Raw genomic sequence first — 14570 nt, forward strand, 5'->3', positions numbered from 1 at the left:
GTCCAGGTGAGCCCAACCAGAGGAACCGCGGTCGTCGCGGGTGTCCTGTTCCTTGTCACCGAGATCACCGCGGTCGGCGGCCTCGTGCTGTACGGGCCCGTCCTGAAGGGCGCCGACTACGTGACCGGCCCCGGCGCCGACGGCAGGGTGTTCCTCGGGGCGCTGTTCGAACTGCTGCTCGCGGCGGCGGTCGTCGGCACCGGGGTCACGCTGTACCCCGTCCTGCGGCGGCAGCACGAGGGGGCCGCACTCGGCTACGTCTGTGCCCGCCTGCTGGAGGCCGCCGTCATCGTCGTCGGCATCATCGGCGTCCTGTCGGTGGTGACCCTCCGGCAGGACTTCGCAGCCGGCGCCACGGGCTCCGACGCCGCTGCGGTGCGGACGGCGGGCCGGGCCCTGGTGGCGGTCCACGACTGGACCTTCCTCATCGGGCCCAACTTCGTGCTGGGCGCCAACACCCTGGTGCTCGCCTGCCTGCTGTACCGCGCACGGCTGGTGCCGCGCTTCGTGGCGGTGCTCGGGCTGGTCGGGGGGCCGTTGATCTGCGCCTCGGCGACCGCCGTACTGTTCGGCCGCTACGAGCAGGTCTCGACCGCGGGGTCGCTGGCGGCACTGCCGGTGTTCGTCTGGGAGGTGACGCTGGCCCTGCGGCTGATCGTCAAGGGCTTCGAACCCGTCGGCCCCGCCGTCCGCCAGGCCACGGCGGCCGCCTGACGGCCCGGCGGCCTGACAGCCGGTACGCCTGGTGGTCCGGAACCACCAGGCGTACCGGCGCCGGGGAGCGCCTTCGGGATGCGTCAGGCCTGGGCGCGACCACCGACACCACTGCCCTGGCCTGAGTGAGTCCCGGGCAGTATGCGGCGGCTGCCGGGCACGGACCGGAACGGCCGGGGAGCGGCAGTCGTCGATGCCGGTGTTGAAGCGGTCCAGGGCGCCCGGGATCAGCGAGGCGTCGCGGGGGAGGGGCGCGTCGGTCAGGACGCGCACTGGCGCGGGCCCGCTCGGCCGGTCCGGTGCGCGCGAGGGCGTGTGCGTGCAGCGCCGCAGGTATCGGGCGATGAGTCGCAGCACCGGGTGTGCGCGCTCCGTCGGGGGCGGTTCCGGCCGGCGCGGTCGGAGCCGCGACCGTGCAAGGTTGATGGGTCGGGGCGTTGTGGAGGTGGGGTGGGATGGACGAGCGCGCGGTGGTCCTGAACGGGCCGGCGCAAGGCATCCGTCCGCTTGATCAGGGTGTCGACTGGTTCGAGGGTCTGGCCGGCACCGAGAGGTTCGAAGTCCTGCGCGACCTGGCAGGGTTCTGAATCCAGGCCCGCGCCGTCATCGAGGACGGACCGGAGAGCATCCGCAGGGCCGGGATCCGGCCCACCCACACCCCGGCCGTGCTGCTCACGCGCGGGCACCTCACCGAGCAGCTCACAAAGATCGTCAATCTGCGGCAGGACGAGCGCGTCAAGGCGTTCCGGCTGTTGGTCGCACTGCTCGGCGTGGCTGACGAGCGGCGGAGGGCTCGGTTCTGCGCCAACGGGTGCGGCCACGCCTGGCACCGCCTGGGCACCGGTGCGGGGAACTGAAGCGGCGCCCCGGGGCCGTACGTCTCCTCCAGCTGCGCCACGACGCCCTCGGCATCGCGGACGACGGCTTTCAGCTCCGCTTCGATCGTCGTACTCGCGTCAGCCGAGCTGCCCGGTCGGCCGCATGGTGATCTGGTTGATGTCCACGCCCGCAGGCTGGTTGAGCGCGAAGGCGATCGTGGCCGCGATCTGCTCGGGGGTCATCGCGTCCTCAGGGGTGCCGCCGCGCTCGGCCCAGAACGCGGTGTCCACCACTCCGGGGGCGATGACGGTCACGCCGACTCGGTCCTTGCCGACCAGCAGCCGGGTGTTCTCGGCCAGCGCGTGCGCAGCCCACTTGGTGACCGAGTACAGGTTGCCGGGTGTGTTGCGCACCCCGGCGACGGAACCGATGAACACGATCCGGCCCTTGGATGCCCTCAGCTGCGGCAGGGTCTCGCGCACCAGCAGGGCCGGGCCCAGAACGTTGGTGAGGACCATGGCGCGCATGTCCTCGGGGGCGTGGCTCTCCAGGTTGCCGGGCAGCGAGAAACCGGCGTTGGCAATGACGTTGTCCAGTCGGCCCCACGCCTGAACCACGCGGCGCACGGCGGCGGCGACGTCCTCCGCCTCGGCGGCGTCGCCGGTGATCGTCAGCAGCCGCTCACCCGCTCCGGCCGAAGCGGCGAAGGCGGCCAGCTTGCCCGCGTCACGTCCGGTGACCGCCACACGGTGGCCCTGCTCGAGGAGGGTGCGGGCGGTCGCGGCACCGATTCCGGTCGATCCACCAGTGATCAGCGTGACGGGCTCCATACAACGGCCTCCTCGGCGACGTGAACATCAGTTCCCCAAAACGCCTGCACTATACGTGGGGTGAGCTGCTGCCAGGGTTGTCGCGCCGTACCGACTCCGCCCAGGCCCGCTCGACCGCCGCCGCCCCTGCGAGCTCCCACGGGTACGTGGTCCGGCCGCTCTCCTGCCCACCGCCGGGACGAAATGATCTCCGCCTACGAAAATCCTGCCAGAGCCAGATACAGGTGTACGCCGACACCTGCCGACGCTGGAACGTGCCCGCACCTGGTGCGCTGGGAGCCGGCTCGCAGGACTCCTACCTCTGCCAGGTCCCGGGCGCACCCACGCGAACCGCATCGCCCAACTGCCCACCGCCGACGCTGCCGTGGCCGCCGCCACGCTGCGCCACTGCGCGGAGGTGCAGTCGGACCGGGTGCCCGGGCCGCGGTACCGCGGCGATATGGTGCGGTCATGAGAAGTCGGATACGTGAGGACCGGCCGCTGCGAGACCTGCTCGACCGGCTGGGGGCCGACGATCCGGAGTCGGCGCGTCGGCGCAGGGTGCTGGCCGGTGCCCTGGTCGTGGTGGCGCTGCTCGGGTCGAATACGGCAGGGCGAACGTGGCTCGGGACCTGGTCCGAGATGTGGATCGGCGCGGAGGACCTGCTCCAGTGTGCCGCACTGATCGTCACCGCGTTTCTCCTGGTGTGGCGTTCGCGGTCGGTCGCGTGGGCCGCGGCCGTGAGCGTGGCCCTGATGCTGCTCGGTGCCTTGATCGAAGTGGTGACGTTGGAGGGCGAGGGCGCTTCGTACGCGGCACTTGCCGTGTCCCTGCTGATCAAACTGCCCACCGTGGTGGTGCTGGCGGTCCTGGTCAGGCGCGGCAGGCAGTGGTGACGGCTCGGCCGCCGGTGGTCCGGGGCGGCCGAGCCGCAATACCGTTGCTTTAGGAGCTGTTCAAGGTTCGTACGGCCTCCACGGCGGCCGCCCCGGTACTGGCGCCACGCGCCTCGGGCAGCAGCGCCCCGGGAATCCCCTCCAGGTCCGCCGGAACCTGTGAAACGTCAGCCGGTCTGACCGTACTCGTCGGGCCAGTTGGGGAGCGGGACAGGGCCGCCCGGCCGATCGGGGTTGACGGCCAGACAGAGCACAACGACGCTTGTCGATCGCTTTTGGGTGTACGAGCCGAAGACGTCGGGCCCCTCGTCGTAGCACGGCCCGCCTCGCGCAGACCAAAGCCAAGCAGCAGCGAGGCTAGCCCAAATCATCTGGAGATCGCCGGGGTTCCTGGCAGGCTGGGGACATGGCACCCTTCGATGATCAAGAGCTGGACACGGCGGTTCAGAATGCTGACTCGCCGGCCTGGTCCGTTCGCGCCGCTGCCGGGCGGCGGCTCGCGATGTCGGACAGGATCGACGAGGTGACGGACGTCCTTCACCGCCTCCTCCTGGATGTTCAGAACACCGCGGTCATCCAGGAGACGGCGGTGGCCCTGCTCGAACGCAATGACACCACCGGACTCCGCTGCGTGCTGCTGGCCAGAAGCTACGCGTCAGAAACCTGGACTGCGGATGAGATCCAAGCCGCCCTGGACGGCAACCCCGAATGGATGACGACCGAACGCGCAGACCGGCTGATCAAGCAGTACCGCGAGTTGGCAACGGACCAGGACGCCGGCGTCCGCGACGAAGCCCAACGGCTCCTGGCGCGGCTGCGACCGCGCGAGGAATGGGCGCGAGACGCAGAGGCCGACTCCTGACTCTCGATTGCTCGTCCGGCGACGGCGGAGACGCGCAGTTCGAGGACGGAACCCCGGTCGACGCCGACCACGACACCGCCCAGGACGGGGACGAGCCCGACGATGTCCACGGCCACTGGTCCGTCCGGGTAGGCGGACAGTTCGTGATCCTCGCGGGCGGACAGTCATCTCCCGCTGCGGTATGACCATGAGTCACTCGTCCGGGCGTGTCCTCCACTAAGTTGAGGCGAGTGATCGATTACAACGTCGAGGCGGAGTCGTATGACGCCTCTCGGGGAGGCGAGGCTCGTGCCGCCGCGGCTGCGGAAGCGATCGAGCGACTGCTGCCGGACGCCGCACGGACCGTGGTGGACGTGGCTTGTGGCACTGGCATCGTGACGAGAAGGCTGTCGCACCCCGCCCGCACGGTCATCGGCCTCGACCGCTCGCCGGGGATGACGAGTATGGCGACGGGGCGTCTTCCCGGGGCGCTCGTGCTCGGGGATGCCGCACGCCTGCCCATTGCAACCGCCCGGGTGGACGCGGTGGTCCTGATCTGGCTGCTCCACCTGCTTGCCGACGCGGAGCCGGTTGTCGCCGAGGCCGCGCGGGTGATCCGTCGCGAAGGCGCGGTGGTCACCACGGTGGACAAGGACGAAGCGGCGTTCCACGTCGACAGCGATGTAGCCGCCGTGACGGCGGCAGTACGCGGGAAGTACGCTCCGCGGGCTGCGGATCAGTTCGATCGGGTGGCCCGCCTGGCGGCCGGGTGCGGAATCCGACCGGTCGCCGAGGAGAGGTTCGTCGGGGCCGGCCAGGGACGCAGCCCGCGCCAGTGGAGCGAGCGCATCGCAGCCGGCAGCTTTCCCTGGAGCCGCGAGGCCACCGCGGACGAGATCGCCGAGATCCTCCGCGGCCTGGCCGCGCTGCCCGACCAGGACACACCCCGACCGGACCCGGTGTACCGGCTGATCGCGCTCGCTTGATCCCGAGCTCGGGGGCGGGAACCCGGCCGAGCGGGTCCGCCCCATGCCCCGGGCATCAGGTCGTGTCTGCCCGAGCACCGGTAGGGCTCGGGCTAACGGGGTGACATCGGCAGGGCGAGGCCGCGCATCTCGTGAGGTGTGCGATGCTCACCGACCCACCCGTCTCAGGCCGTTGGCAACCCAGCGCCGCGGTGGACCGGCCGGGTTGGGCATTGGGTCCGGTCGGTGTTGGGATCCGGCCGGACCCCAACTCCGGCTCACGTGAGCGGGACGACGCCCTGGCCGTAGGTGGCCCGGGCGAGCCGGAGGCTGGTGCCCTCGGTCAGCACGATGTGCGAGTGGTGCAGGAGCCGGTCGACCGCCGCGGTGGCGATGGTCTTGGGCGTGATCGTGTCGAATCACGATCATGGACCGGCGTTCGTGGGCGGCGTCGATCACGCGGTAGAACGCTGCGGCGGTGGCGGCCTGGTGGCGGCCGCGTGGTCGTCCCGGGTCGCGCGGTTCGCCTGCTGCGCGTCCGCTGCGGTCGTCGCTGTCCGGACGGGAGGGGCTGCTGACGGTCGACTGTGGGGCCGGCACGGTGATGGCCGGAAAAAGTTTTCGGAGGGTGAGCGATGAGTTTCCCGCGCGGGCGTGGTCTTCTCCTGTGCCAGGCGACAACGGACTTCCCGGTGACCGCTGGAGCGGCACCTTCCGAAGGGACGAAGAAAATGATCGAGCTGAACGCGGAACACGCCCGCCGGACGATCGTCGAGCACACGGAGCGTCTGGCGGCCTCAGCCGTCCTGGCCGGACCCGACGCCGCGGTGCCGACGGCTCCGAAGTGGACCGTCACCGACCTGGTCGAGCACGTGGGCCGGACCCAGCACTGGGTCGCGGAGATCATCGAGCGGCGCATCACCGACCCCGCACAGCTGCCCACGGAGCTGGCCGTACTCCCCGCTGACCCCCGCGAGTGGCCGACGTGGCTGTCGGAGTCCGCGCGGCGGGCCGCGAACGCGTGCTCGGACGACGCGCTGGACGCGCCGGTGTTCAACGCCGCGGGAGACGAGCGGCCGGGAGCGCTTTTTTGGATGTCCAGCCTCCTCAACGAGGCGGTCGTCCACGGCTTCGACGCGGCCGCCGCAGCCAACACGGTCCGCGAAGCCGACCGACTGACCGACATCGACGCCGACATCGCGGCGGCTCTCATCGGCAACCACTTCACCATGCTCGCCTCCCCCACGTGGAAGCTGCAGCGCCCGGAGTCCGCCACAGCGATCAGCGGTTCGGGGCAAACCCTGCAGTGGCTCGCCACCGACATGCCCGGTGACGCGGGCGCCTGGTTCGTGGAACGGCACGCCGACGGGGCGAGGTGGCAGCCTCGGATTCAGCCCGCCGACGTGACGGTCACCGGCCCGGCACGCTCGCTCCTGCTGACCCTGACCCGACGGCTCCCGCTCACCGGCCACGACACCACCGGCATCACCGTGGAGGGCGACACCGCCCTTGCCCGGCACTGGATCGACAACACCGTTCACGCCAGCGGCTGACCCGCCACCAGCGGACCGACGCCCGCCCCAGCTGTTGTGCCGGACCTGGCCGACCGAGACCGATTTCCTGCTGCCGGGCGGCCGACGCAGGTGCGCTGCGGGAGAAGGCCGGCCCGGGCCGGCACGGGCAAGGACCGTCACGCCAGCCCCGCTGACCAGCACGTTTTGAAGACGGAGACACTTCAATGGTGCCTCCTACGCGGTGTCCAGCAGTGCGAGTCCGGCGGCGGTGGGCGTGTGAAGGGCGGTGTTGTGGTGGCGAAGTGTGGTGATCAGGCCGGCCTCGCGCAGCACGGTGGCGTGCTGACTGGCACTGGAGGGGCCAACGCCCAGGGCCGTGGCGATCTCACCGGTCGTGCAGCCGGGGCGTTGCGCGATGATGCGCAGTACGGCGGCGCGGGTTCGGCCCAGCAGCGCGGCCAGTGGTGCCGGTGTGCCGTCCGTTGCGGTCGGGGTCATGAGGGTCAGAGGGCCGGCCTTCTCATCGCGGTGGGCGGGGTAGGTCAGGATGGGCTGGGGTTCGGCATCCGGATCGACCACGGGTGCTTGCGTGGCGAACGCGGACGGCATCAGCAGCAGGCCCCGGCCCCCCAGGTGGACGTCACCTTCCAGTCCGGACACCAGGTCGACCTCCAGCACGGGTGCCCGCCACCGGATACGCGGCGGGCACAGCCCGGTCAGCAGCCGCTCGACACCGCCGTGCAGGAGCTCACGGGACCGGACGGCCAGGTCGGCCGCGACCTGGTCGGTGACCTGGGGCCAGTACGGGGCCAGGACGGTTGCGTGGACCCGGCCGAGGGCGTCGACAAGCTGCCGTAGCACCTCGGGGTCGTCGCCCAACCCGGAGGCCCAGCCGGGCATGCGTTGCCGCTCGGCGATCCGGGCCAGGTTTGCCCGGAGTTGTTTTGACGGTGTGGCGGCGACCTGCTCCAGCAACTCGGGGACGCTGCCGATTCCTCGCGGGCTCAGGAAGGCAGGCGCCCATCCGTGGCGGGGTGCCAGGTCGAGCACCATGCGCGCCTGGGGCGGCAGGCGGGCCCAGACTTCGCGGCGCCACGCGCCGAAGCGCAGTGCCTGGTTGCGGTCCTGTAGGACGCGCAGCGCGATGCTCAGTTCTTCCAGCGGCGGGACCGACGTTGCGACGCGGGTGCGGGCAAGGTCGGCGCCGGTGAAGTGGAACCGGTAGACCATCCGTCCTCCGCCGCCCGTCCGGTGTGCCGCTGTGGGTGCCGATTCTTCCCATACGTCGTTGTTCACGCCAGGTTGAAACAGGACGACGTCGCCGGTGGCCGCGACCGATGCTGTTGGGGCAGGGAACACAGTGCCCCTGTGGTCGCCCATCCGGATCCCGAGGCGACCGACCGGACATCAGAGAGGCAAACGCATGCGATCGAACGCCTTCGCCAGGACCCTCGTCAGCGTCACCGTCGCGGTCGGCATAGCCGCCGGCAGCATGGCGGGGGCGAGTGCGGGCTTCGCGGCTTCCCGACCGGCCGTCAGGCCTGCGGCGAGCGTCCAGGACGCCTCCATCCTCGCGGTGAACAACCTCGGCCTGAGTACGGACAGGGCCATGAACTGGCAGAGCTGCCTGAACGCCTGGGGCTTCAACGCCGGCACCCCCGACGGGCAGCTGGGCCCCAACAGCTGGGCGGCGGCGCAGAGGATGCTCAACGCCTGGCACTACAACGCCGGTACCGTCGACGGCGCCGTCGGACCCAACACGATCACGGCGCTGCAGAAGTTCCTGAACGCCACTGGCTACAACGCCGGAACCCCCGACGGGATCGCCGGACCGCAAACCAGGGCCGCGTTCTGGAACTACAACGCCACGGGCTGTTGAGCTGACCCGGAGTGCCGCGAGGGTCTGGCCGGGCGGGGCCGCTCGGCCAGATCGGCACCGACCTCACCCACCGCTCTGGCGTGCCGTCCGGACCGTCCGGGGTGAACGGACGACGGACGCCCGCGGTCCGGGGACCGCGGGCGTCCTGGGTACCTCAGCGGTGCCGCGTCAGCGGCGGGCGCCCCGACGGCGGGCGATCACCAGCGCGCCCCCGCCGACGGCGAGCAGCGCGGCCCCACCAGCGCCGTAGACGATCATCTGGCTGCTGTTGCCACCCGTGCTGGCCAGGGTGCTGGCCGGCGTGGTCGAGACCGGATTGGCGGTCGGCTTGCCGACCGGGCCGGTCGTGTCCGCCGGGGCGGACGGCGCCGGCACCGCCGGGGCGGTCGACGGGGTGCCACTGGACGGCGTCCCGGTGGTGGCCGGCGCCGACGGCTTGGCGGTGGTGGAGGGCGAGGCGGTGGCCGTCGCGGTGGCGGTGGCCGAAGGCGTCGTCGTGGCGGTGGGCGTCCCGGTCGGGTGCGGGGTCGCGGTGGCCGTGGGCGACACCGAGGAGGTCGGCACCGGGACGGTCGGCGTGCCGGTCGGCGTCGGCACGCAGGCCTTGCCGCCGTTCCAGGCCGAGATCAGGTTGTCCGGGAAGACACCGTCCGGGTACCTCGGCGCGGGGTTGGCGACGCCGTCGAACTTCTTGTCGCCGTTGTACAGGTCGATCTGGCCGTAGCACTTCGGCAGGTGGGCGGAGACGTCCAGGGTCGCCTGGCGGTTCCCGCTGCGCAGCGTGGTGGTCGCCCAGCCGAGGAAGGTCTGCTTGCCCGAGGTGGCCCAGGTCGGCCCCTCGGTGTCGTAGGAGGCCAGCGAGACCCGGTAGTCGCAGCCGTCCACGACGTCGCCGACCAGGCGGACCTGGATGACGCCATGCGGCTGGGACATCCGGCCGTCGGAGATCCAGCCCTTGCCGCCGTCGACGGAGAACTGGACGCCGACGGCGCCGCACCCGTGCTCGGCCTGGGCCTGGGCGGTGCCGGCGGTGAGCAGCGGAGCGCCGACGGCTATGCCGAGGGCGGCGAGGGCCGGAACGCTCCGGCGCAGGAGTTGGTGCACGAGGAAGCTCCCTAGGGGGTTGTACACGGTTCGGGTGGGACTCACCGCTCCCCGGTGGCGATCCGGACGGACCGTCACCGGAACTGAGCGGACGTGAAACCGTGACCGTACCCGATGGCCCCGCGGTCCCGGGCCCCGCACCCCTGCCGAGCAGGTCTTCGCCGCTCTGCTGGGCCTGCTCGGTGGCGTAGGCGTGGATGTGGCGTAGGCGTGGATGAGGTCGTGCATCCGCCACCGTCCGGTGTCCGGGTCCTGCCGGATGAGGCCCAACCACCGAGTACCGCACCCGCACCCGGGCCCGCCTCGACGCCCGGGATCAGGCCGAACACGAAGCCGAGCACCAACGGCCGGAAGCCAGGCTGCGCGACGCGGCACGCACCGGGAACCGACCTGCGGCGGCCGCCCGGCCGTCAAGTGACGGGTGCTTTGGCCAGGCCCTCGCGGGTGCGGCGCAGCAGTTCGAGGACCAGCCCTTCGCCGTCGCCCGCCGGGCCCAGGCCGAGCCGGTTGAGGTGCATGTGGACGTAGCTGCGGCACAGCGCGCCGTGGCTGCGCCGCAGCCTGCCGTCCTGGCGCAGTGCGGCGAGCAGGGCGGCCGCTGGGGCGAGGGCGGCGCGGCGCTGCGCCAGCAGCAGGCGCAGGACCTCGGTGTCGGGCCGGTCCGGACCGGCGAGGGCCAGGCGCAGGTCGTTGCCGCGGCGCCGGTACTCGTCGCCGCCCTCGCGGGTGGTCTCGGCGGCGCCGCGCAGGAACGCCAGCCGTTCCGGCTCGGACAGGCCCAGGGTGTCGAGCAGGTCGTCGACGCTGCTCACCGCCAACGCCGTGCGGTCGAGCGGGATTTCATCCTCCTCGCCCGCCTGGAGCAGCCAGGCGACCGAGGTGCTGTCCGCGCCGAAGACCTCCTCGGCCACCCGTACCCCGTCGTTGCCGCCATAGCGTTCGACCTCCCGCTCGTAGGTGTCGAAGGCGAGCCTGGTGGCGGCCCCGGTCGCCAGCAGGTCTTCCGCCCAGCGGCAGGCCTGGTCCATCAGCGGGCCGAGCAGGGCGGACCGCTCGCCGTGGAAGCGGATCCGCAGGTGGCTGTCCGTGTCCGAGTAGCGGATGAAGAACCAGTTGTCGGCCAGTCCGGCGGCGGTGGCGAACTCGGCGAAGGTGCGCAGCGGTCCCGCGATCAGCTCGTCCTGCTGCCAGGGGCTGCCGTAGAGCTTGAGGTACAGCCAGTCACTTCCGGGCGGCCGGAACCGGGTGCCCGCCGCCACGGTGTCGGCGGCCGACGTCACCGCGGCGGCCGCGTGCGCGTGACCAGCCGGGTGCCCGTCGAGCCCAGCCGGGTGCCCGTCGAGCCCTGCCGGATCCACGGCCGCGGCCCGCGCGCGCACCAGCGGAACGACGAGCTCGCAGATGTGGCGGCCGTCCGGCCCGGGCAGCCAGGCGTCCTGCGGCTGCGGCAACGCCTCCTGGAACTGCAGCGCCTGCGTGCCGCGCAGGGCCCGCAGTTCCTCGCGCGCCACCTCGACCTGGTCGCGGTCGGCGAGGTCGAGCAGCAGGCGGTTGTCGCCGACGCACAGGTAGACCAGGTGCGGGACGGCCCACCGCTGCCGCCAGGCCGACAGCGCGGCCGCGAACTCCTCGCCCGCGCCGGTGGGCAGGTCGGCCGCGTCGAGCCGCCACTGCGCGAGGGCGAGCACGGTGCGGCCGTACTGGACCCGGGGCAGGAACGGGAAGCCGTTCGCCGGGCCCCAGGAGAACAGCGAGGGCTGGCAGCGCCCGTCGGCGGCGGCGTCCAGCAGGAAGCGGACCGGGGCGGGTGCGCCCATGCTGTTGAGCATGTGGCCCTGCACCCCGGTGATCCGGGCGGCGGCGGCGGGCCACTCGACGCTGAACCGGCCCTCGTGCAGGCCCACGACCAGCTCGCGCAGCGGGATGGCGTCCCGGTGCGGCACCCCGGGCCCGGTGCCGAGCACGATCTCGTGGGTCCGGACCGCCGGCCGGATCGCGACGTTGGCAAAGCGCGCCCGGCGCGGCAGGTAGACGACCTCGGCGAAGAGCGTGTCGGGGCTGGCCTCCTGCTCGGCCCGGGCGATCTCGTCGAGGGCGGTACGGGCCTCCGGGCCGAGCAGGTCGGCGAACCGGCCGAGGTGACGGCCGGCGGCCGGGGCGCCGAGGTTGGGGCCGACGACCAGCCGGAACTCGCCGGCGTCCAGGGCGGCGGGCGAAGCGGCGGTGACGAACAGCGCGAGCTCCAGTGAGAGCGGGCAGGCGGCCGGATCGGGCCGGGACACGGTGAGTGCCTCGATCTGCTCGTCGGTCAGGTCGACGCTCTGGCGGTGCTCCCGGTTGGCGGCGAGGGCCAGGCCGAGCAGCAGCCGGTTGCGCTGCGGCGGCTGCGGGGTCGAGCGCTGGTGGGCCGACGAGTCGGTCGGGGGTCCGAGCCCCACGTCCGGGTCCAGCAGGTCCAGCAGGGGAACCCGGCGCTCCGCCCCGTAACGGCTCAGGAACGCCCGCCGGTAGGACTCCAGGCGGGGCGGACCGGCCGGGAGGGGACTCAGCCGGAGCAGCAGCTCGGCGGCGCGGGCCGCCTCCGCCGCCACCTCGGCGTTCAGGCCCCGGCCGGCCAGGGGAAGGGCCAGGTCGGTCTGGAGGACGGGGTCTCCGGGCGCCGCCGGGTGCAGCCCGTCGGCGCGTTCCAGCAGGTCAGCCCAGGGTCGGACCCGTGCGTCGAGCGGGAGGGCGTCCCACCGGGCGAGGTCCCGGGACAGGTGGTCGAGCCCGGCGGCCAGCTCCCGCGCACCGGGGACGGCGGCCAACCGCTCGCGGACGTGGGTGGCGGGGTCGCCGTTGGTGAGGGGCGGTCGGAGATCGGTCTGGAGGAAGCCCTGGGCCCGCAGCCGTTCGACCAGCCCGGCCGCCTTGTCGGGGGTCGCGCCCGCCAGCCCGGCGAGCCCGGCCGCCAGGTCGTCCGCCGCGACCGGGTGTCGCGCCGTCTCCAGCACCTGCTGTACGGCCGGGGTCAGCCGGACCGAGACGGTGTCCGCCGCGCCGTCGGCTTCGGCGTCGCGGAGCAGGGCGCGCTCGCCGCGCAGGACGACCGCCTCGTTGGTGACCAGCCGCAGGCCGGCGCGGATCTCCGGCTCCTCCTCCAGCCGGTGGATGAGCCCGAGCAGCCAGGCCATGTCCGGCCGGGTGCGGGTGCGCGGCGGGTACGGCCCGAGCGCCAGATCGGTGTGGTCGCTCCAGCGGGCCAGGCCGACGCCGGCGAAGACACCGAAGGGCGTCGGCCTGGTGCACATGCGGATCAGGTAGCGCGTCAGTTTGCGGCGAACCCGCCGAGCTTCCGGGTCGTCGGGGCGGGTGCGGTGCAGGGCGGCGGCGAGGTCACGGCTGGCCACCTCGACGGCGAGGCGGACCTGCGGCGCGTCGGGCATCAGGGTGTCGCCGCCGGTGGCCGCGCCGACGGTGGCGAGCGCGTCCACCGGGAGCAGCGGTGCCCGCACCACCGCCCAGTCCAGCGGCCGGTAGATCGGCTGCGCGCGGCGGCGGTGCTCAGGGTCGTTGACCGTCATGACAGCAGGAAGAACCGGTCCCAGGTGGGCTCGGTGTCGGTTGCGGCGGCCAGCAGGACCATGACCACGCCGGGGGCTCCGTCGAGTAGGCCGGGCGAGTCCACCCGGTTGCCGGCCGGTTCCACCGCGGCGTACCCGAGCGGACGGTCGGGATCGAAGTGATCGAGCAGCTGGTCGACCAACTGCTCGGCCCCGGCGGTGAACTGCGGCAGGCCGGTGTCGTGGGCGAAGCGCAGTACCACCTGGAGCAGTCCGGCGACGCCGTGGCAGAACGTGGGCGAGGCGAGCTGGCGGGCGGTGTCGGGCCGCTCCAGCACGCGGGTGATGGCCTCGACGGCGACGTCGCGCAGCCGTCCGTCGTCCAAGGCCTCGCCGGCGTGCCAGAGTGCCCGCGCGATCCCGGGGCTGCCGTAGCACCAGGAGCTGCGCGCCGGGCCGGGGTCCGGCGGCGGGGGTCGTCCGGGCGCCGCCGGCAGCGGGATGGCCGACGGCCAGTTGATGCCCCACGCGTCGTCGAGGCGGTGCGCGGTCAGCCAGTCGGCCAGGTAGCGGACCGCCGCCGCCTGGCCGGGTGCCTCACGGCCGGCCCGCAGGGCGAGGGCGAGGATCGCCAGGGGGCCGGGAATCCCGTGCGCCAGCCCGCAGTTGAGGTTGCCGTACGGGTAGATGGGCCGCGTCGCGGGGTCCCCGAGCTGGTCCTCCGGCGTGGCCCAGCGCGGCGTCGCGCCGTTCGGCGCGGCCAGGTGGACCAGCGCGCCGAGCAGGTCGGCGAGCGCGCCGTGCGGATCGCGCGGCAGCAGGCCGGCGGCCAGTCCGCTCGCCCCGGAGACCAGGTCGAAGTCGCTCACCGGCCGACCGTGGCGGCCCTCGGCGAGCCGCGCGGCCATGAGCTGTGCGCGGGGCACCAGTTCGTCGTCGAGGGCACCGAGCGCACGGCGGTAGCGCGTGCCGTCGCGGCTGAGCGCGGCGACGGCGAACGCCGTGCCGCCGAGCCCGCTGTAGAGGCCGGAGCCGATCCGCGCGGGATCCTGCCCGATGCCGTCGAGCCCGGTGACGAGGAAGCGGTGGCCGGTCTCGTCCCACCCCTGGCCCGGCCGACACCGGTCGAGGTACGCGCACAGTAGCGCGATTCCGGCGTCTCCCCCGGCCACCCCGGGGGAGACCCAGCCGATCGTCCGGGGGAGGCGGGTCTGACGGGCGGCACCGGCCAGCGCCTCGCAGATGCGGGCGCGATCCACGCAGCGCTCGGCGGCGGCATCGGCGGCGGCGAGCGCGGCCGCCCGCTGGTCGCCGTCGAGCACGCTGCGCCAGGGGCGCGGCTCCGGGGCGCGCCCGTCGGCCGTCGGCGAACCGGAACGGCCTGTCGCGCCGAAAGCGTTTGTCGCATCGGCGAGTTCGCGTCGCGGCATGTGGTCTCCCTCGGAGCGGACCGGCTACGAACGGCGAGGCGGCCGGCGCGGTGACA

14 protein-coding genes are annotated in these 14570 nt (G+C 73.0%); 8 read left to right on the forward strand and 6 right to left on the reverse strand.

Features of this window, described 5'->3' with window-relative positions; genetic code table 11:
* Window positions 1-6 precede the first annotated feature (6 nt).
* The 3 genes from ACZ51D_RS33530 (at window position 7) to ACZ51D_RS33540 (ending at window position 1571) form a co-directional block, all read left to right on the forward strand.
* Window positions 7-714 carry a DUF4386 domain-containing protein gene (locus tag ACZ51D_RS33530; protein WP_360506752.1) on the forward strand — a complete coding sequence of 236 codons (708 nt, stop codon included), beginning with the start codon at window positions 7-9 and terminating at the stop codon, window positions 712-714.
* A gap of 455 nt (window positions 715-1169) precedes the next feature.
* A complete protein-coding gene (locus ACZ51D_RS33535; protein WP_465664363.1) occupies window positions 1170-1301 on the forward strand; it encodes a DUF5958 family protein in 132 nt (43 codons plus the stop codon).
* On the forward strand, window positions 1302-1571 hold the full coding sequence (locus tag ACZ51D_RS33540) for a DUF5958 family protein (protein ID WP_465664382.1): 270 nt from the start codon (window positions 1302-1304) through the stop codon (window positions 1569-1571). It abuts the gene before it with no gap.
* 99 nt (window positions 1572-1670) lie between these two features.
* Here ACZ51D_RS33540 and ACZ51D_RS33545 read toward each other — a convergent pair whose 3' ends face one another.
* The gene (locus ACZ51D_RS33545) at window positions 1671-2363 is read right to left on the reverse strand and encodes an SDR family oxidoreductase (RefSeq protein ID WP_465664364.1); all 693 of its coding nucleotides are present in this window, start codon (window positions 2361-2363) and stop codon (window positions 1671-1673) included.
* A 450-nt stretch (window positions 2364-2813) separates the two neighbouring features.
* Between ACZ51D_RS33545 and ACZ51D_RS33550 the strand changes: the two genes are divergently transcribed.
* The 3 genes from ACZ51D_RS33550 to ACZ51D_RS33560 all read left to right on the forward strand — a co-directional run bounded on the left by ACZ51D_RS33550 (window position 2814) and on the right by ACZ51D_RS33560 (window position 5066).
* Entirely contained in the window at window positions 2814-3239 is a 426-nt protein-coding gene (locus ACZ51D_RS33550; protein ID WP_465624682.1) for a hypothetical protein, read from the forward strand.
* A gap of 406 nt (window positions 3240-3645) precedes the next feature.
* Window positions 3646-4101 carry a hypothetical protein gene (locus ACZ51D_RS33555; RefSeq protein WP_465624684.1) on the forward strand — a complete coding sequence of 152 codons (456 nt, stop codon included), beginning with the start codon at window positions 3646-3648 and terminating at the stop codon, window positions 4099-4101.
* Window positions 4102-4331: 230 nt separating this feature from the next.
* Window positions 4332-5066, forward strand: coding sequence for a class I SAM-dependent methyltransferase (locus ACZ51D_RS33560; protein WP_465664365.1), 735 nt, complete (start codon window positions 4332-4334; stop codon window positions 5064-5066).
* 257 nt (window positions 5067-5323) lie between these two features.
* On the opposite strand, the gene ACZ51D_RS33565 is transcribed toward ACZ51D_RS33560, so the two are convergent.
* Window positions 5324-5455, reverse strand: a complete 132-nt coding sequence (locus tag ACZ51D_RS33565) for an ATP-binding protein (RefSeq protein ID WP_465664383.1) — start codon at window positions 5453-5455, stop codon at window positions 5324-5326.
* 321 nt (window positions 5456-5776) lie between these two features.
* Here ACZ51D_RS33565 and ACZ51D_RS33570 point away from each other — a divergent pair, with 321 nt between their 5' ends.
* Window positions 5777-6598, forward strand: a complete 822-nt coding sequence (locus ACZ51D_RS33570) for a maleylpyruvate isomerase N-terminal domain-containing protein (RefSeq protein ID WP_465664366.1) — start codon at window positions 5777-5779, stop codon at window positions 6596-6598.
* 195 nt (window positions 6599-6793) lie between these two features.
* Here the strand turns inward: ACZ51D_RS33570 and ACZ51D_RS33575 are convergent, their stop codons facing one another.
* A complete protein-coding gene (locus ACZ51D_RS33575) occupies window positions 6794-7789 on the reverse strand; it encodes an ArsR/SmtB family transcription factor (protein ID WP_465664367.1) in 996 nt (331 codons plus the stop codon).
* A 193-nt stretch (window positions 7790-7982) separates the two neighbouring features.
* On the opposite strand from ACZ51D_RS33575, the gene ACZ51D_RS33580 reads away from it, so the two are divergent.
* Window positions 7983-8438, forward strand: a complete 456-nt coding sequence (locus tag ACZ51D_RS33580; RefSeq protein ID WP_465624694.1) for a peptidoglycan-binding domain-containing protein — start codon at window positions 7983-7985, stop codon at window positions 8436-8438.
* Window positions 8439-8606: 168 nt separating this feature from the next.
* On the opposite strand, the gene ACZ51D_RS33585 is transcribed toward ACZ51D_RS33580, so the two are convergent.
* The 3 genes from ACZ51D_RS33585 to ACZ51D_RS33595 form a co-directional block, all read right to left on the reverse strand.
* Window positions 8607-9587, reverse strand: a complete 981-nt coding sequence (locus tag ACZ51D_RS33585; protein WP_465624696.1) for an LAETG motif-containing sortase-dependent surface protein — start codon at window positions 9585-9587, stop codon at window positions 8607-8609.
* Between the two features lie 365 nt (window positions 9588-9952).
* The gene (locus ACZ51D_RS33590; RefSeq protein ID WP_465664368.1) at window positions 9953-13105 is read right to left on the reverse strand and encodes a lantibiotic dehydratase; all 3153 of its coding nucleotides are present in this window, start codon (window positions 13103-13105) and stop codon (window positions 9953-9955) included.
* Window positions 13102-14514: a lanthionine synthetase C family protein gene (locus ACZ51D_RS33595; RefSeq protein ID WP_465664369.1), complete on the reverse strand. Its 1413-nt coding sequence runs from the start codon at window positions 14512-14514 to the stop codon at window positions 13102-13104. Before ACZ51D_RS33595 ends, ACZ51D_RS33590 begins: the two co-directional genes overlap by 4 nt.
* Between the last annotated feature and the right edge of the window lie 56 nt (window positions 14515-14570).

The sequence above is a fragment of the Kitasatospora sp. NPDC033851 genome, from assembly GCF_055576085.1.